The organism is Enterobacter sp. TCD1-1 (assembly GCF_020567405.1).
Classification (GTDB): domain Bacteria; phylum Pseudomonadota; class Gammaproteobacteria; order Enterobacterales; family Enterobacteriaceae; genus Enterobacter; species Enterobacter quasiroggenkampii.
This window is the reverse complement of sequence record NZ_JAJCXF010000001.1, coordinates 22,637-41,080: the sequence shown is the minus strand read 5'-3', so window position 1 is coordinate 41,080 and position 18,444 is coordinate 22,637. Positions and strand designations below refer to the sequence as shown.

Sequence of the window (18,444 nt, the reverse complement as noted above, 5' to 3'; positions counted from 1 at the left end):
CATCCTATAAACTAAATGCCTAACTGGGTCGCATACCATTGCATCATATCTCTGCGATCCTCTAAATATTGTGCATGGTTATACGTGCCACGGATTTTGTTCTTGTCTGTATGGGCTAACTGCATTTCAACCCAAGCAGTTGAATAGCCTTCTTCATGTAGTATCGTCGATAAGGTATGTCGAAACCCATGCCCCGTCACCTTCCTGCTATAACCAATTCGTTTGATGACTTGATTGATACTCGCTTCACTCATAGGCTTGTTCGGATCATTCCGCCCTGGAAAAACATAACGATAGTTCCCTGTCATGATCTTAAGTTCATTGAGTAAATCTAACGCCTGAGTAGACAATGGCACAAGATGCGGCCTGCGCATTTTCATCCTTTCAGCAGGAATTTCCCAAATAGCGTTATCCAGATCAAATTCTTGCCATAATGCCGCGCGTAATTCGATGGTTCTCACGCCCGTAATCATCAGTAATTTCGTTGCTATCTGGATAAGCTTACTCCCGGTGTAACTCTCTAAGGCACGCAGAAATTCGGGTATCTCATCAGCTTTTAGGAACGGGAAATGATTGGATTGGTGCACTTCGAGAGCGCTGGAAAGATCTGCCGCAGGATTGTACTCCGCTCTACCCGTTGCAATTGCGTAGCGAAACACTTCAGAGCAACGCTGACGCACTTTCCGCATTTTCTCCAACGCACCACGTTTCTCAATTTTACGCAGTACGTTCAGCAGCTCTAGCGGTTTAATCTCACTCACAGGCCTTGTTCCAACATAAGGAAAAATGTCGTTCTTAAACGCTTCCATGATGTCTGATGCATATCCTGCCGACCATTTAGCAGATTTAAGTTGATGCCACTCTCTGGCTATCTTTTCGAAGGCGTTCTCTGACTCTGCTTGCAGAGCCAGCTTTTGCTCTTTTCGAACATCACTAGGGTTCTTTCCTTCTGCCACAAGTTTTCGAGCTTCATCACGACGGGAACGAGCATCGGCAAGAGTGATCGTTGGGTAAACGCCAAGCGAGATCATCTTGGGTTTACCGGCATAGCGATAGCGGAACCGCCAGCTCTTGCTTCCATTAGGTTCTATAAGCAATGACAAGCCTTGCCCATCCCCAAGCGTATAGGGTTTATCTTCAGGCTTAGCGCGGCGAATCTGCATATCGTTTAAAGGCATGTGTATAGGAATCCATGACCGAACAGGAACATATACACAATCCTATACACATTCTTTATCGGATTCTACTGGATGGCTGCGGACGATGATGGACTAGAAAACGGTAAAATCGTTATAAATCAGGGTATTTATGGATGAATACGGACATTTGGGGAAGTTGAGATGGTGCCGATAATAGGAGTCGAACCTACGACCTTCGCATTACGAATGCGCTGCTCTACCAACTGAGCTATATCGGCCCTGAGAGGCCGGTTACGAGTGTAACCACGGGGCAAAAGGTTAGATCTATCCGGGTGATGCGTCAATGCCCTTTTGAATCAAACGGCTATTTTTGCATCACCCGTGATTATTTACGCACGAATCGTATCGTCGCCAAAGCCGATCCACTTGTACGTGGTCAGCGCTTCCAGTCCCATCGGACCGCGCGCGTGCAGTTTCTGCGTGCTGACCGCTACCTCAGCGCCGAGGCCGAACTGGCCGCCGTCGGTGAAGCGGGTGGAGGCATTCACATACACCGCAGAGGAATCCACTTCGTTCACGAAGCGATCCGCATTGCGCAGCGTACGCGTCAGGATGGCGTCAGAATGCTGCGTGCCATGCTCACGGATGTGCGCAATCGCGTCGTCAAGATCGCTCACGATTTTCACGTTCAGATCCAGTGAGAGGAACTCGTCGTCGTACTGCTCCGCGTTGACGGGAACGACGTTAGCCGGGCCATCCTGCAGAAGCGCGAGCGCACTGGCGTCAGCATGCAGCGTCACGCCGCTCTCTGCCATCTGTTTGCTCAGGGCCGGCAGGAAGGTATTCGCAATGTCCTGATGCACCAGCAGCGTTTCAACGGTGTTACAGGTGCTAGGACGCTGGGTCTTCGCGTTCACGATAATCTTCAGAGCAGGAGCAATCTCAGCGCTGTCGTCTACCACGATATGACACACGCCAATACCGCCGGTGATCACCGGAATCGTCGACTGCTCGCGGCACAGCTTGTGCAGGCCCGCGCCGCCGCGTGGGATCAGCATGTCGATGTATTTGTCCATGCGCAGCATTTCGTTGACCAGCGCGCGGTCCGGGCTCTCAATTGCCTGCACGGCACCCGCCGGTAAGCCACACTCTTCCAGCGCCTGCTGAATGACTTTCACCGTCGCGGCGTTGGTGCGCCATGTCTCTTTCCCACCGCGCAGAATAGCGGCGTTACCGGTTTTCAGGCACAGGGAGGCAACATCCACCGTCACGTTTGGACGGGCTTCATAAATAACGCCGATAACGCCGAGCGGCACGCGACGGCGCTCCAGGCGTAAACCGCTGTCCAGCAGCCCACCGTCAATCACCTGCCCTACCGGGTCGGCCAGATTGCAGACCTGACGAACATCGTCGGCGATGCCTTTCAGACGGGCCGGGGTCAACGCCAGACGGTCGAGCATCGCTTCGCTCAGACCGTTGCGACGCGCTTCCAGTAAATCCTGCTCGTTGGCGAGCAAAATTTCCTGGGACTGAGATTCCAGATAATCAGCGATTTTTTCCAGCACGCGGTTTTTCTCGCGGCTGGAAAGGAGCGCCAGTTTATAAGAGGCGGCCTTCGCGGCGGCGCCCATTTGTTCCAGCATGTTCTGGCTCCTTAACGAATAATCATGTCATCGCGATGCACGGCAACCGGGCCATATTCATAGCCCAGAATGGCGTCGATCTGCTGCGAATGGTGACCCGCGATGCGGCGCAGGGCATCGCTGTTATAGCGGCTTACGCCGTGGGCGATGTCGCGGCCTTCGAGGTTACGGATACGGATCACTTCACCACGGGAGAAGTTGCCTGTCACGCTTTTAATTCCTTTAGGAAGTAATGAACTTCCTCGTTCCAGAATCGCGGCAGTCGCCCCTTCATCAACGACGAGTTCGCCCGCAGGCGGCGCGCCAAATATCCAGCGCTTACGGTTTTCCAGCGGAGATTCCTGAGCGTGGAAGCGGGTGCCAACGGAGATGCCTTCCATCACGTCGCCAATCACGCCAGGGCGGCTGCCCGCGGCAATAATGGTGTCGATACCGGCGCGGCACGCCACGTCGGCGGCCTGCAGTTTGGTCCCCATCCCGCCCGTTCCGAGGCCGGACACGCTATCACCGGCGATGGCGCGCAGCGCATCGTCGATACCGTGAACGTCGGTAATCAGCTCGGCTTCCGGGTTGGAGCGCGGATCGGCGGTGAACAACCCCTGCTGATCGGTCAGAAGCAGTAATTTATCGGCGCCAGCCAGAATGGCGGCCAGCGCAGAGAGGTTATCGTTATCACCCACTTTGATTTCAGCGGTAGCAACGGCATCGTTCTCGTTAATGACCGGAACGATATTGTTGTCCAGCAGCGCGCGCAGGGTATCGCGGGCGTTCAGGAAGCGCTCTCTGTCTTCCATATCCGCACGCGTCAGCAGCATCTGCCCGACATGGATGCCATAGATAGAGAACAGCTGTTCCCAGAGTTGAATGAGTCGGCTTTGTCCCACGGCGGCCAGCAGCTGTTTGGAGGCGATCGTCGCGGGGAGTTCGGGGTAACCCAGGTGTTCACGCCCGGCGGCAATCGCCCCGGAGGTCACAATCACAATACGATGCCCTGCGGCATGTAACTGAGCGCACTGACGTACAAGCTCAACAATGTGGGCGCGATTTAGGCGGCGCGATCCGCCTGTTAAAACACTGGTACCGAGTTTTACCACCAGCGTCTGGCTGTCACTCATGATTCTCTGCCGTTCAACGATAAGGGAAAGTAATGTCGAACGAACGTTTTAGCAGGAGTCAGCCCCGTTGCCAACTGCCTTAGCACATCGCGAAACACTTTGTTGCGCGGGATCAGGAAGCGTAGCGGGAGAATTTGACACTTTTATTACCGAAATAATAAATCACAGTTTTTTAAAATTATTCTTAGTTTGTCATAAAAGTTTCATTCCAGAACGATAAAACCCTTCCTGTTTTTTCACGGGACTTAAGCATGAGCTTATCGTCCAGCGAATTTTTTAGCGCGTTTATAAGACAGGATCGAAAATGAAAAAGAGCACTCTGGCATTAATGGTTATGGGCGTAGTGGCTTCTGCATCCGTTCACGCAGCTGAAGTTTATAATAAAGATGGTAATAAGCTGGACGTGTACGGCAAAGTGAAAGCCATGCACTACATCAGCGATGATGCCACCAAAGACGGCGATCAGACTTACGTTCGTTTCGGTTTTAAAGGCGAAACCCAGATTAACGATCAGCTGACGGGCTATGGTCGTTGGGAATCTGAATTTGCGGGTAACAAAGCCGAGAGCGACTCCTCTCAGAAAACCCGTCTGGCGTTCGCGGGCCTGAAGCTGAAAAACTTTGGTTCTCTGGATTACGGTCGTAACCTGGGTGCCCTGTATGACGTTGAAGCATGGACCGACATGTTCCCTGAGTTCGGCGGCGACTCTTCCGCGCAGACCGATAACTTCATGACCAAGCGTGCGACCGGTCTTGCTACCTACCGTAACACCGACTTCTTCGGCGCGGTTGACGGCCTGGACATGACCCTGCAGTACCAGGGCAAAAACGAAAACCGTGACGCCAAGAAACAGAACGGTGACGGTTTTGGTACCTCTCTGAGCTATGACTTCGGCGGCAGCGATTTCGCCGTCAGCGGTGCTTACACTAACTCTGACCGCACCAATGCGCAGAACCTGCTGGCGCGTGGCCAGGGCCAGAAAGCCGAAGCCTGGGCTACCGGTCTGAAATATGACGCGAACGATATTTATCTGGCAGCGATGTATTCAGAAACCCGCAATATGACGCCAATTTCTGGCGGATTTGCTAATAAAGCACAGAACTTTGAAGTCGTCGCACAATATCAGTTCGATTTCGGTCTGCGTCCGTCCCTGGGTTATGTCCAGTCTAAAGGCAAAGATATCGAAGGTATTGGTGACGAAGATCTGGTGAAATATATTGACGTTGGCGCGACCTATTACTTCAACAAAAATATGTCCGCGTTTGTTGATTATAAAATCAACCAGATTGACGACGATAATAAACTGGGCGTGAGCAGCGATGATATCGTTGCTCTGGGTATGACCTACCAGTTCTAAGATTATCCGAATAAGAAAATCCCGGCAGATAAGCCGGGATTTTTTTTGCCCGGTGGCGCTGCGCTTACCGGGCCTACGGGGTAGTGCATTCTGTAGGCCGGGTAAGGCGAAGCCGCCACCCGGCGCTGTGACGCTATCAGGCAGTCAGCTTCACCGCTTCGCTGGAAAAGTCATCCGCTGGCTCGAACCTGAGATCAAGAGTCGCCAACAATGCGCGTGCCTTATCGTGGAACTCTTTCAGCGTGTATTCCAGGCGGTCAATCACTTCCTGATCTTTAATGGTGGTCGCCTGCCAGTTGCCGTCTTTATTAAACAGACCAAACTGGTAGCTATACGTAAAGCGTTTTTCCTCTGCTTCCATTTCCATCCACCAGCCCCAGAATTCACGTTTTTCGGGTGCAGGCTTCACGTTGACGCATACAGCCAGGCAGTCGAAAAAAAAGCGATTCTCTTCACACTGCTCTTCTCGAATATACGGGCCAAGAGCCATGAACTTCTTAATCAATCTACTTTTCGGGTGTCCACTCGGTAACGTCATTGCGATCTCCTTTTGTGAAGCCACTGTTTTACCAAACCAGCGAAATTTAGCAATCTATTAACACAATCTCTGAGCGATCCAGCGCGTAATCTCTTTCAGTGCTTTATCGAAATTCTGATAGACCGGGCTGAACGGCACCTCAAGCAGTTTGCCATCCGCAGATGACGACGTGATTAAGCGCGACTCTTCTTCCGGACTGAACGGATCGTTTTTCCAGAACCCCGACAGCATCGGCGTTGGGCAGCGGCGTCCCAGCAGCCCTTGCGTTTTTAACGAGTAGCGATTGAGCTCCACGCGCAGCGCTTCGTCTGATGCATCATGCATGCCAAGACGGCTGGCCAGCACATCAAGGTACATTTCAGGCACGCTCCCCTGGCGGGCGGGATCGCTGAGCAGGGCGTGAACGACCGGACCAAGACAAGCGACGGCTTTCAGGCGGGAGGATTCAAGGTAAGCCAGACGCACCGCGACGTTTGCGCCAAAGCGGAAGCCAAATGCCGCCACGCGGGTGTGGTCAACCCATGGAATGTTTTCCAGCGCTTTTAGCGCATGCTGGTGCAGCAGGCTGGAATCCTGAGTCAGTTTCCATTTGGAGGAGAAGCCAATTGAGGGCATATCCAGCGTCAGCATCGCGATCCCTTTTGGTGCGAAGTAGCGCTCATACAGGCTGTAATAGTCAATTTGCAGAGAGTCCAGCCCCCCGCACATGAGGACTGTCGGGAACGGACCTTCACCTTCAGGCATATGCAGGAACCCGGTAATGGATGACCCGCCCGGAATGGTAAACTCGAGTTCGCGCATCTGGCCCGGCAGGCGTTGAGCCGCCTCTTCGTAAGCGCGATTCGCCAGCGCCTGTGCCTGCTCAGCCAGCTCATCGCCTTTTAAATGCGGGTAGGCGGCAATGGCGTAGAGATTGGCCGCATGCAGCCAGTGCTTGCCGCTGCGCGTGGCATCCTCTTCCTGGGTGGCTTTTTGCTGCCAGAGCATCGCCTGTTTAGACCATTCGTAGATCCAGTTTCCCCCCCGGTACCCCACCACCGTATCATAGAGTTCGCTGTCGGTGCGCTCGGCTTCACTCATCACGATACGCGCCTGCACATCAAGGATTTCACGAGGATCGATACCGCGCCAGACCCACATCAGGCGGTTAATCATACGATACCAGTGGGGCACGTTTTTACCGTCTAACGCGGACTGGACGGCAGGCTGGGTCCCCGGATTAAAGCGACGCACCAGCGTCGACGTTTCAGGGTGTTTGAAACGGGGTTTGAAAAGTGTCTCGGTGAGATTCGCCTGCGTCATTGCGTTGCCTCCATGAATACGTCATATGAAGACTATTGTAACGCGTGGCAGGTCAAAAAGAACAACGCCCGGCATAGCCGGGCGTGTAAAGTTACGTACTGGTATTAACGGCCTGAAATCGGCGGTACGAAGACCACGCCCATATCCCATGGCTGTTCAATCCAGGTATCCTGCGGGATATCAATCACGTAATCGTCAACCAGCGGGCGACCAGCAGGTTTCGCGAAGATAGTGACGAAATGGGCTTTCGGATACATTTCACGGATAGCCACCGCGGTACCGCCGGTATCCACCAGGTCATCAATAACGATGAAGCCTTCACCGTCGCCTTCCGCGCGTTTCAGCACTTTCAGCTCACGCTGGTTATCATGGTCATAGCTGGAGATGCAGACGGTATCGACATGACGAATACCCAGCTCACGTGCCAGCAGCGCCCCCGGTACCAGACCGCCACGGCTGACGGCAATAATGCCTTTCCACTGTTCGGAAGGCATCAGACGCGCAGCCAGTTTGCGTGCGTGAATCTGCAACATGTCCCAGGTGACGACGTATTTTTCGCTCATGTGAAGTGTCCCAGCCTGTTTTTATACGGCTTAAAAAGTGTTCGAGGGGGAAATAGGTTGCGCGAGATTATAGAGATCTGACGCACTAAAAACCAGTGTTTAGCGCTCTCAGCCTGAGTTTTTACATGCTTTATGCTACCAGCCAGCAGAGAAAGTGGTATTCTCAGTTTCATCTCGCAAGCCTGACTTGTGGTAACTATTAACCTGCTAACCCTGTGACCTGCAACCCTGTTTGCAGCGCCTCGACAAGGAGACTTATCGTGTCTGAACTGTCTCAACTATCTCCGCAGCCGCTGTGGGATATTTTTGCCAAAATCTGCTCCATTCCACACCCTTCCTACCATGAAGAACAGCTTGCCGAACATATTATGGGCTGGGCGAAGGAAAAAGGCCTGCATGCGGAACGTGACCAGGTTGGCAACATTCTGATCCGCAAACCCGCCACCGCAGGCATGGAAAACCGTAAACCGGTTGTGCTGCAGGCGCACCTGGACATGGTGCCACAGAAGAACAACGACACCGTTCACGACTTCACCAAAGACCCGATCCAGCCGTACATCGACGGCGACTGGGTGAAAGCGCGCGGTACCACCCTGGGCGCGGATAACGGCATCGGTATGGCCTCTGCGCTGGCCGTGCTGGCTGACGACAGCGTTGAGCACGGTCCACTGGAAGTGCTGCTGACCATGACCGAAGAAGCGGGCATGGACGGGGCGTTCGGTCTGCAGGCGAACTGGCTGCAGGCGGATATCCTGATCAACACCGACTCCGAAGAAGAAGGTGAGATCTACATGGGCTGCGCGGGCGGAATTGATTTTATCTCTACCCTGCCGCTGTCACGCGAAGCGATCCCTGCCGGTTTCCAGACCTTCAAGCTGACGCTGAAAGGGCTGAAAGGCGGCCACTCCGGCGGTGATATTCATCTGGGTCTGGGCAACGCCAACAAGCTGCTGGCACGCTTCCTGGCAGGCCATGCGGCCGAGCTGGATCTGCGTCTGGTAGACTTCAACGGCGGTACCCTGCGCAACGCGATCCCACGCGAAGCCTTCGCCACAGTAGCAGTGCCAGCGGCAAAAGCCGACGAGCTGAAAAAACTCTCCACCGTGTACCTGGATATCCTGAAAAACGAACTGTCGGCGAAAGAGAAGAACCTGACCGTGGTGCTGGAATCCGTCTCCACGGATAAAGCCGCGCTGACCGCGAAGTCTCGTGACACCTTCGTTCAGCTGCTGAACGCGACGCCAAACGGCGTGATCCGCAACTCTGACGTGGCGAAAGGCGTGGTGGAGACCTCACTGAACGTGGGCGTGGTAACCATGAGCGACGACAGCGCGGAGATCATCTGCCTGATCCGTTCCCTTATCGACAGCGGTAAAGAGTATGTGGTGAGCATGCTGGAATCTCTGGGCACGCTGGCGGGCGCGAAAACCTCTGCCAAAGGCAGCTACCCGGGCTGGCAGCCGGATGCAAGCTCTCCGGTGATGGCGCTGGTGCGTGAAACCTATCAGCGTCTGTTCAACAGCACGCCGAACATTCAGGTGATCCACGCGGGTCTGGAATGCGGTCTGTTCAAGAAACCCTACCCGGACATGGACATGGTATCTATCGGGCCAACCATTACCGGTCCGCACTCGCCGGATGAGCAGGTTCATATCGAAAGCGTCGGTCACTACTGGACGCTGCTGACTGAACTGCTGAAAGCGATCCCAGTTAAGTAATACTCTCATCCCAGCCCTCTCCCACAGGGATAGGGTGAAAAACCCAGGCCCGGTAAGCGTAGCGCACCGGGCTTTTTTACAATCCCAATACCAGCTGTCGCTCTAACTGCGGATCCAGCAGCGTGACGTGCAATCCCACCAGCCTCACTCCTCGCCCACCTCGTCGCTCTTCCCATGCCTTTTTTGCCGTCGCGATAAGATCGTCTTTATTCAAACGCGGCCAGACATGTTCCTGCGTGGTCTGCTGGAAATCGTTGAATTTGAGCTTGATGCCCTGACGGGCGATGAGCAGGTCCGGTTTTACCTTGCTTAAGCGTCGCTCCAGCTCCGGGTAGAGCTGTTCCGTGATAATAGATTCGCACTCGGACCAGTCATGAATATCTTCAATGAGGGTACGCTCAACGCCGACGGATTTCCGCAGCCGTTCGCTGTTAACATCGCGATCGTCAATCCCCTGGCTGCGCTCCCACAGCACGCGGCCAAACTTCCCGAAGCGCTTAAGCAGCATCGCGAGATCGCTTCGCTGCACGTCTTCACAGGTGCGTAACCCCATGCTTTCCAGCTTTGCGGCGGAGACTTTTCCTACCCCGGGGATTTTGCCGAGCGGCAGCGTTTTTAAAAATGCAGGCACCTCTTCCGGCGTAATGACGTACTGACCGTTGGGCTTATTTAAATCCGAGGCGATTTTGGCAAGGAACTTAACGGGCGCCACACCCGCCGATGCCGTCAGATTCAGCTCGTTGAAAATCGTCTGGCGGATCTCCTGCGCCATCAGCGTGGCGGAGCCGTGGCAGTGCACACTGTCGGTCACATCCAGATAGGCTTCGTCCAGCGACAGCGGCTCTATCAGAGAGGTATAGCGGGAGAAAATTTCCCGAATATGAAGGGAAGCCTCTTTATAGGCGTCGAACCGCCCTGGCAGAAGCGTGAGATGAGGGCAAAGCTTTAAGGCCATCGCCGTCGGCATGGCGCTTCGCACGCCAAATTTGCGCGCAGGATAGTTGGCGGTGCTGATGACACCACGCTGAACGCGGCTGCCGCCAATGGCGATGGGAATATCCCGCAGCGCCGGGTTGTCACGCATCTCCACTGCGGCAAAAAAGCAGTCCATATCAACATGGATTATTTTGCGCATAGTAAGCCCTCACTCATCACTGGATAAGTATACAGTAAATAAATGAGGATTGAGAAGCAGATGTAAGAATGCCGGGTGGCGGCGTTGCCTTACCCGGCCTACAAAAACTTAAATAATGCGCTGCTGCTCGCGCGCCATGCGTTTTTTGCGGGCGTCGCACGGTTCCGGGCAGTCGCAGACCTTCTCCATACCAATGGAGGAAATACCGCCGCAGCTGCCCTGAATGCTTTTCCGCTTAACGATCCAGCCTAACGACATGCCGAAGATGACAAGCACAAAAACCACAAAGGTTGCCAGAAACGTCAGCATCATCAGCCTCCAAAGTCATCAAGCATGATGTTCTCATCTTCGACGCCGAGATCTTTCAGCATCTTAATCACGGCGGCGTTCATCATCGGCGGACCACACATATAGAACTCGCAGTCCTCGGGCGCCGGGTGCTGTTTGAGGTAGTTTTCATACAGCACGTTGTGGATGAACCCCGTATAGCCCGTCCAGTTATCTTCCGGCTGCGGATCGGAAAGCGCTACGTGGAAGGTAAAGTTCGGGTTTTCACGTGCCAGCTGTTCAAACTCGTCGTCGTAGAACATTTCGCGCAGCGAGCGCGCCCCGTACCAGAAGCTGATTTTACGCTTGCTGCCGAGCCGCTTGAGCTGGTCAAAAATGTGCGAGCGCATCGGGGCCATACCGGCACCGCCGCCGATAAAGACCATTTCCGCGTCGGTATCTTTCGCGAAGAACGCCCCGAACGGACCGGAGATGGTCACCTTATCTCCCGGCTTCAGGGACCAGATGTATGATGACATCACGCCCGGCGGCGCATCCGGCACATTCGGTGGCGGCGTGGCGATACGCACGTTGAGCATGATGATGCCCTTTTCTTCCGGGTAGTTGGCCATCGAGTAGGCGCGCAGCGTCGGCTCTTTAACCTCTGATACAAAGCGGAAGAGATTGAATTTGTCCCAGTCGGCGCGGTACGCCTCCGGAACGTCAAAGTCCGCATACGCCACGGTATGCTCAGGGCACTCAATCTGAATGTATCCGCCGGCGCGGAACGGGACATCTTCCCCTTCCGGTACGCGCAGCTTCAGCTCTTTGATAAAGGTAGCTTTGTTATCATTAGAGATAACTTCACATTCCCATTTTTTGACGCCGAAAATCTCTTCCGGCAGTTCAATCTTCATGTTCTGACGCACTGCGACCTGACAGGCCAGACGGCAGCCCTCTTTTGCCTCACGCTTAGTGATATGCGCCAGCTCGGTGGGCAGAATATCGCCACCGCCCTCTTTTACCGTCACGCGGCACTGCCCGCAGGAGCCGCCGCCGCCGCAGGCTGAGGAGACAAAAATACCGTTACCGGAGAGCGTGTTGAGCAGTTTATCTCCCGCAGGCGTGCGGATCTGATTCTGCGGATCGTCATTAATATCAATCACCACGTCGCCGGAATTCACCAGCTTCGCCCGCGCTGCCAGAATGAGTCCTGACAGCACCAGTACAATCAGCGTGAACATCACCACGCCAAGAATAATTTCCATCTGTTAGCCCTTATAGCTGCACACCGGAGAAGGACATAAAGCCCAGCGCCATCAGACCGGTGGTGATAAAGGTGATCCCTAAGCCACGTAGACCCGCAGGCACGTTGGCATATTTCATTTTCTCGCGGATCCCCGCCATGGTGACAATCGCCAGCATCCAGCCGACACCGGAGCCGAAACCGTACACTACGGATTCACTGAAGTTGTAATCACGCTGAACCATAAACGAGACGCCGCCGAAGATGGCGCAGTTCACCGCGATCAGCGGGAGGAAGATCCCCAGCGCGTTGTAGAGTGAAGGGAAGTACTTATCGAGGATCATCTCCAGGATTTGCACCAGCGCCGCGATCACCCCGATAAAAGTAATGAAGTTCAGGAAGCTGAGATCAACCCCTTCCACCAGCGCACCATCCCGCAGCACGAAGTTGTACACCAGATTGTTAATCGGAACCGAAAGCCCCAACACAACGGTGACCGCCACGCCCAGGCCAAATGCCGTGGAGACCTTTTTAGACACAGCAAGGAACGTACACATGCCGAGGAAAAACGCGAGCGCCATGTTTTCAACAAACACCGCGCGCACAAACAAACTCAGGTAATGAGCCATCGTCGGTTACTCCTTTTCCTGCTGTTCTGGTTTCAACGTACGAATCAGCCAGATCAACAAACCGATAATGAAAAATGCGCTAGGGGCCAGCAGGAACAGGCCGTTTGGCAGATACCATCCGCCGTTTTGCACCGTGTCCAGCACCGGGATGCCAAACAGCTTGCCGCTGCCAATCAGCTCTCGCAGGAACCCCACGGTCAGCAGGATCGCGCCGTAGCCGAGGCCGTTGCCGATACCGTCCATAAAGCTCGCCAGCGGCGGCATTTTCATGGCGTAGGCTTCCGCACGCCCCATGACGATACAGTTGGTGATAATCAGCCCGACAAACACCGAGAGCTGTTTGGAGGTTTCATAGGCGAAGGCGCGCAGCAGCTGATCGACCACGATCACCAGCGAGGCGATGATCGCCATCTGCACGATGATCCTCACACTGTTGGGAATGTGGTGGCGGATCATCGAGATAAACATGCTCGAAAACGCCGTAACCAGCGTGACGGCCAGCGTCATTACCACCGCCGTTTCCAGCTTGGTCGTCACCGCCAGGGCTGAACAGACGCCCAGCACCTGCAGCGTGATCGGGTTATTGGCGAGCAGTGGGCCAATGAGCACCTTTTTCACTTCTTTCAGTTCACCGGTATCAGCCATTGTTCAGCGCTCCTTCACGTACGTTTTTCAGGAAAGGACCAAAGCCCAGCTCGCCCATCCAGAAATCAAAACTGTGCTGCACGCCGTTTGAGGTGAGCGTGGCGCCGGAAAGCCCGTCGACCGCGTAGTCGTCACCGGGACGTGCCGCTCCTTTCATCACCTTCAGCGCAGGCAGGCCGTTATCGTCGAGCACTTTCTTGCCGACAAACTGTGCCCGCCAGTTCGGGTTTTCCACTTCGCCGCCCAGCCCCGGCGTTTCGCCCTGGTCATAATACGTAATGCCTTTAACGGTGCGGCCATCCGTATCAAGGGCCACAAAGGCATACATCATTGACCACAGACCGTTGCCGTAGACAGGAAGCACCACTTCCTGAATGCGTTTTTGGGGGTCACGCACCAGGTAAATTTCGGCGAGATTACTGCGGCGCTTAATCCCGGCGGGGTCTTGCGATGCCTCGAGCGTCAGGCTCATCTGCGGATCTTTCAGCGCCAGCGCCTGGTTGAAGGTTGCCGGGTCTTTATCCAGCAGCTGGCCGGTTTTTAAATCCACCAGACGCGCGGAAATTCGTTCGGCAAAGACGGCCGAAACCTCATCTGCGCTCATCCCCTCCTGCATCAGTCCGGCCACGGCCAGAATGTTGCGCTGTTTATCCAGGGCACGTTGCTCCTGCTGCAGGGGTTTTAACCCCACGGCAGAACCGGCCACGACAATGGAGCAGACCAGACAGAGCACCAGCACCACCAGCAGCGTTTTGCTGATGCTGTCGTTATTTTTGACTTCAGCCACGCGCCTTCCTCCGCTTGATGTTGGCCCGCACCACCAGGTAATCGAAGAGTGGCGCAAACAGATTGGCAAACAGAATCGCCAGCATCATCCCTTCCGGATACGCCGGGTTGACCACGCGGATCAGGACACACATCGCGCCAATGAGCACGCCATAGCTCCATTTACCTTTATCGGTAAACGAGGCCGAGACGGGGTCCGTCGCCATGAACATCATGCCGAACGCGAAGCCCCCCAGCACCAGATGCCAGTACCACGGCATAGAGAACATCGGGTTGGTGGTCGAACCGATAAGGTTGAACATCGTGGCGGTCAGCACCATGCCGATCATCACGCCTGCCACAATCCGCCAGGAGGCCACGCGCCCAAAGAGGATGATCGCCCCGCCAATCAAAATCATCAGCGTCGAGACTTCACCGATAGAGCCAGGAATGTTGCCAATAAAGGCATCAAACCAGGTCACGGGCTGACCCGTCGCGTTGTTCACCAGCGTTTCGCCGCCGTGTGCCGCCCACTGTGAAAGCGGCGTCGCACCGGAAAAACCGTCTGCCGCCGTCCAGACCAGATCGCCTGAGATTTGCGCCGGATAGGCAAAGAAGAGGAACGCTCGTCCCGCCAGCGCCGGGTTGAGGAAGTTCCGCCCGGTGCCGCCGAAAATTTCTTTAGCAATGACCACGCCAAAGCTGATGCCCAGCGCCGCCTGCCAGAGCGGTAAGGTTGGCGGGACAATCAGGGCAAACAGAATCGAGGTCACGAAGAAACCTTCGTTGATCTCATGTTTACGGATGATGGCGAACAGCACTTCCCAGAAGCCACCCACGATAAAGACCGTGAGGTAAATCGGCAGGAAGAACACCGCGCCCAGTGTCATCATGCTGATCCAGCCCGCCTCTGGCGCGAAGTTCACCCCTAAGGACTGGGCCAGGCGGTAGTGCCAGTCAGACTGAAGCACCTGCGCCAGCTGCTGCGCATCGTACATGTGGTGCAGCGCCGGAAGGGTCTGCAAACCGACGTTGTACATCCCCCAAAACATCGCCGGGAAGACTGCAAACCACACCAGAATCATCATCCGTTTAAGGTCGATGGCGTCACGAACGTGCGCCGCCCCCTTCGTCACCAGACCCGGCGTATAGAAAATGGTTGCCGTTGCTTCATACAGCGGGTAGTACTTTTTGAGCTTCCCTTCGGTAAAGTGCGGCTCCATTTTTTCAAAGAGGTGTTTTAAGCCCATCGGTTATCCTTCCTGCTCAATGCGGGTTAACACCTCGCGCAATACCGGTCCATATTCGTATTTTCCCGGACAGACATAGGTACAGAGCGCCAGATCTTCTTCGTCCAGTTCCAGGCAGCCCAGCGCCTGCGCGCTGTCGGTGTCACCGGCGAGCAGATCGCGCAACAGCATGGTCGGCAGAATATCCAGCGGCATGACGCGCTCGTAGTTGCCAATCGGGACCATGGCGCGCTCGCCACCGTGCGTAGTGGTCGAGAAGTTAAACAGCCTGTTACGCAGGAAGTGGCCCAGCGTGGTCCGGGTGACGGAGTATTTTTCCGCACCGGGCAGCACCCAGCCGAACAGCTCTTTGTCGCGTCCTTCCTGCACAATGCTGACCTGCAAATGGAAACGCCCCAGATAGGCGTGCGCCTGCATGGCATGGCGGCCACTGAGGACCGAACCGGAAATCAGTCGGTTTTCGCCCGCTTTGGTTTCGTCGGTCAGTAGTTCATTGATATCCGCGCCAATCAGCGTTTTCACCAGACGCGGGTTTACCGCCTGCGGCCCGCCGATGGCGATGACGCGTTCCGCGCACAGCTCTCCGGTGGTGAAGAGCTTCCCGATGGCGATGACGTCCTGATAATTAAGGTGCCAGACCTGTTTCGCCAGGCTTACCGGCTCAAGAAAGTGGATGTGCGTTCCAACCAGACCCGCCGGATGCGGGCCCGCAAACGCATTAAACGTGACCTGCCCCTGCGGATGTCCGCCGAGCTTGCCGCCGCCGGCCTGGCAAACGTGGACTTTCCCCGACGTCAGGCGGGTTAACACGGTCAGCCCGGCATCAAAGGCTTTGCGCTGCGCCAGGATAACCGGCTGCGGGTCCACGCTGAGCGGGTTGGTGTCCATTGCCGTGACAAAAATCGCGGCCGGTTCCGTGCCCGGCACAGGGGATTTGCTGAAGGGACGGGTACGAAGCGCGGTCCATAAACCGGATGCCAGAAGCTGAGCCTGAACAGCGTCACGGCTCAGCGACGCGAGGTCTGCGGCATCGTAATGGGCGAATTCACGCTGTTCGTTGCCTTCAATGCGGATAACCACCGACTGCAGAACGCGTCGTTCGCCACGGTTAATCGCCACAACGGTGCCACTTGCGGGGGCCGTGAACATCACGCCGGGATTTTTTTTGTCCTCAAAGAGCGCCTGTCCTGTGATCACGCGATCGCCTTCCTGTACCAGCATAGAAGGTCGCATTCCCAGGTAGTCGTCGCCCACAATGGCGACATGACGGACACGTGCGCCTGTCGAAACGTGCTGCGCGGGCACGCCTGCAATCGGCAGATCAAGTCCTTTTTTTATTTTAAACATGTGGTTAGCAGGTTTCCATGAACAACAATCCAGTGGCCGCGAAGTGTAACATTTTCCCCTTCTCGCGGGCAGGGAAACCGCCGTCGCGCGCGCCAAATTGCGAGCTAATGCGCAAAGTTCCTGGAGCCATCGCGATTTTGATGGTTTATAAAGTAAAACTAATTTGTAAACTCACCGCCCGGCTCTTGCGAAAATCTATAGCGGTGCTAATGTGAGCGCTCCTAACAGAATAATCTGATTTCGGGTCTCTTTTGCCGTCCTGGCAAGTTGGTCATGGTTTTATCAAGGAACTAGTAGTATGCGTAAAATCGCATTGTTCATTGCGATGCTTCTGATTCCGTGCATGTCGTTTGCCGGACTGCTCAGCAGTAATAGTTCAACGACGCCGGTCAGTAAGGAATATAAACAGCAGTTAATGGGATCGCCGGTTTATATTCAAATCTTCAAGGAAGAACGCACTCTCGATCTGTTTGTGAAGATGGGCGAGACATATCAGCTGCTTGATAGTTACAAAATTTGTAACTACTCCGGCGGACTGGGGCCAAAACAACGTCAGGGCGACTTCAAAAGTCCGGAAGGGTTCTACAACGTTCAGCGCAGCCAGCTCAAGCCTGACAGCCGCTTCTATAAAGCCATTAACATCGGCTTCCCGAATGCCTATGACCGTGCACACGGTTATGAAGGTAAATACCTGATGATCCACGGTGCCTGCGTGTCTATCGGCTGTTATGCGATGACTGATTCCGGCATTGATGAGATCTTCCAGTTCGTGACCGGCGCGCTGGTCTTTGGGCAGCCTAGCGTACAGGTCAGCATCTATCCGTTCCGCATGACGGACGCCAACATGGCACGTCACAAGTACTCATACTACGCGGATTTCTGGCAACAGCTTAAGCCGGGTTATGACTACTTTGAGCAGACCCACAAGCCACCGGTGGTCTCTATCGTAGATGGCCGTTACGTGGTCAGCAAACCGCTGAGCCACGAAGTCGTCCATCCACAGCTGGCGTCAAATTACACGGTCCCCGAGACAAAATAGCACCCACTCGCCTGGCATAATCTTTTGCCAGGTTTCGTTGCCCGTCAGCGGCTGCGTTGCAATAACAGTGACCACATCGTTCGGTGTGGTCTCCTTCTGAAAGTCTATCTCCACATCCTGATCCAGCAGCGTCGCCACGCCAAACGGCGCACGGCGGGTGATCCAGAACAGATTCGTCGAGCAGAACGCCATCACATAGCGGCCGTCAGAGAGCAGCATGTTGAACACGCCTTTTTCACGTAGCTCGGTCGCCAGCGTCGCGATGTATTTAAACACGGCAGCCATGTTGCCTGGCGTACGGGGATAGCGCTCCGTCAGCTTGTGCAGCAGCCAGCAGAAGGCTTTTTCGCTGTCGGTTTCGCCAACCGGGCGGAAATTGCCCGTTTCCAGCGACTTATAGCCCGTGAGTTGCCCATTATGCGCGTAGGTCCAGTTACGGCCCCACAGCTCGCGGGTAAACGGATGGGTATTTTCCAGCGCTACTTCGCCGCGGTTAGCCTGGCGAATGTGGGCGATCACCGAGCGGGACTTGATGGGATAGTCCTGCACCAGTTTGGCAATCGGTGAGTTAAAGCTGGGCTGTGGATCTTTGAACGTGCGACACCCTTTACCTTCGTAGAAGGTGATGCCCCAGCCGTCTTTATGCGGCCCGGTTCCTCCACCGCGCTGCACCAGCCCGGTGAAACTAAAGCAGATATCGGTTGGCACATTCGCGCTCATCCCGAGCAGTTCGCACATACATCACC

18 protein-coding genes and 1 tRNA gene are annotated in these 18,444 nt (G+C 55.0%); 3 read left to right on the top strand and 16 right to left on the bottom strand.

Features of this window, described 5'->3' with window-relative positions:
• Nucleotides 1-11: 11 nt before the first annotated feature.
• From LJA86_RS00215 to proB, 4 genes are all read right to left on the bottom strand, one after another.
• Complete coding sequence (locus LJA86_RS00215) at nucleotides 12-1,178, bottom strand: tyrosine-type recombinase/integrase (protein ID WP_229225279.1); 1,167 nt, start codon at nucleotides 1,176-1,178, stop codon at nucleotides 12-14.
• A 163-nt stretch (nucleotides 1,179-1,341) separates the two neighbouring features.
• A tRNA-Thr gene (locus tag LJA86_RS00210) sits at nucleotides 1,342-1,417 on the bottom strand.
• A gap of 111 nt (nucleotides 1,418-1,528) precedes the next feature.
• The gene (gene proA / locus LJA86_RS00205; RefSeq protein WP_032646979.1) at nucleotides 1,529-2,782 is read right to left on the bottom strand and encodes a glutamate-5-semialdehyde dehydrogenase; all 1,254 of its coding nucleotides are present in this window, start codon (nucleotides 2,780-2,782) and stop codon (nucleotides 1,529-1,531) included.
• An 11-nt stretch (nucleotides 2,783-2,793) separates the two neighbouring features.
• Complete coding sequence (gene proB, locus LJA86_RS00200; protein WP_008501877.1) at nucleotides 2,794-3,897, bottom strand: glutamate 5-kinase; 1,104 nt, start codon at nucleotides 3,895-3,897, stop codon at nucleotides 2,794-2,796.
• Between the two features lie 304 nt (nucleotides 3,898-4,201).
• Here proB and phoE point away from each other — a divergent pair, with 304 nt between their 5' ends.
• Nucleotides 4,202-5,254 (top strand): phosphoporin PhoE, encoded by a 1,053-nt coding sequence (phoE, locus tag LJA86_RS00195; RefSeq protein ID WP_008501878.1) that lies wholly within the window; start codon nucleotides 4,202-4,204, stop codon nucleotides 5,252-5,254.
• Between the two features lie 136 nt (nucleotides 5,255-5,390).
• Here phoE and crl read toward each other — a convergent pair whose 3' ends face one another.
• The 3 genes from crl to gpt all read right to left on the bottom strand — a co-directional run bounded on the left by crl (nucleotide 5,391) and on the right by gpt (nucleotide 7,657).
• Nucleotides 5,391-5,792 (bottom strand): sigma factor-binding protein Crl, encoded by a 402-nt coding sequence (gene crl / locus LJA86_RS00190; RefSeq protein ID WP_045909842.1) that lies wholly within the window; start codon nucleotides 5,790-5,792, stop codon nucleotides 5,391-5,393.
• Nucleotides 5,793-5,849: 57 nt separating this feature from the next.
• Nucleotides 5,850-7,094 carry an esterase FrsA gene (gene frsA / locus LJA86_RS00185; RefSeq protein WP_045909843.1) on the bottom strand — a complete coding sequence of 415 codons (1,245 nt, stop codon included), beginning with the start codon at nucleotides 7,092-7,094 and terminating at the stop codon, nucleotides 5,850-5,852.
• Nucleotides 7,095-7,198: 104 nt separating this feature from the next.
• Nucleotides 7,199-7,657, bottom strand: coding sequence for a xanthine phosphoribosyltransferase (gpt, locus tag LJA86_RS00180; RefSeq protein WP_003863205.1), 459 nt, complete (start codon nucleotides 7,655-7,657; stop codon nucleotides 7,199-7,201).
• 260 nt (nucleotides 7,658-7,917) lie between these two features.
• Between gpt and pepD the strand changes: the two genes are divergently transcribed.
• Nucleotides 7,918-9,375: a cytosol nonspecific dipeptidase gene (gene pepD, locus LJA86_RS00175; RefSeq protein WP_032646976.1), complete on the top strand. Its 1,458-nt coding sequence runs from the start codon at nucleotides 7,918-7,920 to the stop codon at nucleotides 9,373-9,375.
• Between the two features lie 76 nt (nucleotides 9,376-9,451).
• On the opposite strand, the gene dinB is transcribed toward pepD, so the two are convergent.
• From dinB to LJA86_RS00135, 8 genes are all read right to left on the bottom strand, one after another.
• Nucleotides 9,452-10,510 (bottom strand): DNA polymerase IV, encoded by a 1,059-nt coding sequence (gene dinB / locus LJA86_RS00170; protein WP_048029970.1) that lies wholly within the window; start codon nucleotides 10,508-10,510, stop codon nucleotides 9,452-9,454.
• A gap of 108 nt (nucleotides 10,511-10,618) precedes the next feature.
• Entirely contained in the window at nucleotides 10,619-10,822 is a 204-nt protein-coding gene (nqrM, locus tag LJA86_RS00165; RefSeq protein WP_023615899.1) for a (Na+)-NQR maturation NqrM, read from the bottom strand.
• The gene (gene nqrF / locus LJA86_RS00160; protein WP_196345832.1) at nucleotides 10,822-12,045 is read right to left on the bottom strand and encodes an NADH:ubiquinone reductase (Na(+)-transporting) subunit F; all 1,224 of its coding nucleotides are present in this window, start codon (nucleotides 12,043-12,045) and stop codon (nucleotides 10,822-10,824) included. The genes nqrM and nqrF overlap by 1 nt, the downstream gene beginning before the upstream one ends.
• 10 nt (nucleotides 12,046-12,055) lie before the next feature.
• A complete protein-coding gene (nqrE, locus tag LJA86_RS00155; RefSeq protein ID WP_048029966.1) occupies nucleotides 12,056-12,652 on the bottom strand; it encodes an NADH:ubiquinone reductase (Na(+)-transporting) subunit E in 597 nt (198 codons plus the stop codon).
• A gap of 6 nt (nucleotides 12,653-12,658) precedes the next feature.
• The gene (locus LJA86_RS00150; RefSeq protein WP_196345831.1) at nucleotides 12,659-13,297 is read right to left on the bottom strand and encodes an NADH:ubiquinone reductase (Na(+)-transporting) subunit D; all 639 of its coding nucleotides are present in this window, start codon (nucleotides 13,295-13,297) and stop codon (nucleotides 12,659-12,661) included.
• On the bottom strand, nucleotides 13,290-14,084 hold the full coding sequence (locus LJA86_RS00145; RefSeq protein ID WP_045909847.1) for a Na(+)-translocating NADH-quinone reductase subunit C: 795 nt from the start codon (nucleotides 14,082-14,084) through the stop codon (nucleotides 13,290-13,292). The genes LJA86_RS00150 and LJA86_RS00145 overlap by 8 nt, the downstream gene beginning before the upstream one ends.
• Entirely contained in the window at nucleotides 14,077-15,312 is a 1,236-nt protein-coding gene (locus LJA86_RS00140; RefSeq protein WP_229225278.1) for an NADH:ubiquinone reductase (Na(+)-transporting) subunit B, read from the bottom strand. Before LJA86_RS00140 ends, LJA86_RS00145 begins: the two co-directional genes overlap by 8 nt.
• Nucleotides 15,313-15,315: 3 nt before the next feature.
• On the bottom strand, nucleotides 15,316-16,659 hold the full coding sequence (locus tag LJA86_RS00135) for a Na(+)-translocating NADH-quinone reductase subunit A (RefSeq protein ID WP_229225277.1): 1,344 nt from the start codon (nucleotides 16,657-16,659) through the stop codon (nucleotides 15,316-15,318).
• A gap of 298 nt (nucleotides 16,660-16,957) precedes the next feature.
• Here LJA86_RS00135 and dpaA point away from each other — a divergent pair, with 298 nt between their 5' ends.
• Nucleotides 16,958-17,698 (top strand): peptidoglycan meso-diaminopimelic acid protein amidase, encoded by a 741-nt coding sequence (gene dpaA / locus LJA86_RS00130; protein WP_167214374.1) that lies wholly within the window; start codon nucleotides 16,958-16,960, stop codon nucleotides 17,696-17,698.
• On the opposite strand, the gene LJA86_RS00125 is transcribed toward dpaA, so the two are convergent.
• Entirely contained in the window at nucleotides 17,669-18,436 is a 768-nt protein-coding gene (locus tag LJA86_RS00125; protein WP_008500262.1) for a class II glutamine amidotransferase, read from the bottom strand. The genes dpaA and LJA86_RS00125 overlap by 30 nt on opposite strands.
• Nucleotides 18,437-18,444 lie beyond the last annotated feature (8 nt).

Coding starts and splice junctions, on each gene's coding strand:
- dinB (WP_048029970.1), bottom strand. CDS start 10,510: ATGCGCAAAATAATCCATGTTGATATGGACTGCTTTTTTGCCGCAGTG.
- frsA (WP_045909843.1), bottom strand. CDS start 7,094: ATGACGCAGGCGAATCTCACCGAGACACTTTTCAAACCCCGTTTCAAA.
- LJA86_RS00135 (WP_229225277.1), bottom strand. CDS start 16,659: ATGTTTAAAATAAAAAAAGGACTTGATCTGCCGATTGCAGGCGTGCCC.
- nqrE (WP_048029966.1), bottom strand. CDS start 12,652: ATGGCTCATTACCTGAGTTTGTTTGTGCGCGCGGTGTTTGTTGAAAAC.
- nqrF (WP_196345832.1), bottom strand. CDS start 12,045: ATGGAAATTATTCTTGGCGTGGTGATGTTCACGCTGATTGTACTGGTG.
- LJA86_RS00140 (WP_229225278.1), bottom strand. CDS start 15,312: ATGGGCTTAAAACACCTCTTTGAAAAAATGGAGCCGCACTTTACCGAA.
- proA (WP_032646979.1), bottom strand. CDS start 2,782: ATGCTGGAACAAATGGGCGCCGCCGCGAAGGCCGCCTCTTATAAACTG.
- nqrM (WP_023615899.1), bottom strand. CDS start 10,822: ATGATGCTGACGTTTCTGGCAACCTTTGTGGTTTTTGTGCTTGTCATC.
- dpaA (WP_167214374.1), top strand. CDS start 16,958: ATGCGTAAAATCGCATTGTTCATTGCGATGCTTCTGATTCCGTGCATG.
- proB (WP_008501877.1), bottom strand. CDS start 3,897: ATGAGTGACAGCCAGACGCTGGTGGTAAAACTCGGTACCAGTGTTTTA.
- LJA86_RS00150 (WP_196345831.1), bottom strand. CDS start 13,297: ATGGCTGATACCGGTGAACTGAAAGAAGTGAAAAAGGTGCTCATTGGC.
- LJA86_RS00215 (WP_229225279.1), bottom strand. CDS start 1,178: ATGCCTTTAAACGATATGCAGATTCGCCGCGCTAAGCCTGAAGATAAA.
- gpt (WP_003863205.1), bottom strand. CDS start 7,657: ATGAGCGAAAAATACGTCGTCACCTGGGACATGTTGCAGATTCACGCA.
- LJA86_RS00125 (WP_008500262.1), bottom strand. CDS start 18,436: ATGTGCGAACTGCTCGGGATGAGCGCGAATGTGCCAACCGATATCTGC.
- phoE (WP_008501878.1), top strand. CDS start 4,202: ATGAAAAAGAGCACTCTGGCATTAATGGTTATGGGCGTAGTGGCTTCT.
- crl (WP_045909842.1), bottom strand. CDS start 5,792: ATGACGTTACCGAGTGGACACCCGAAAAGTAGATTGATTAAGAAGTTC.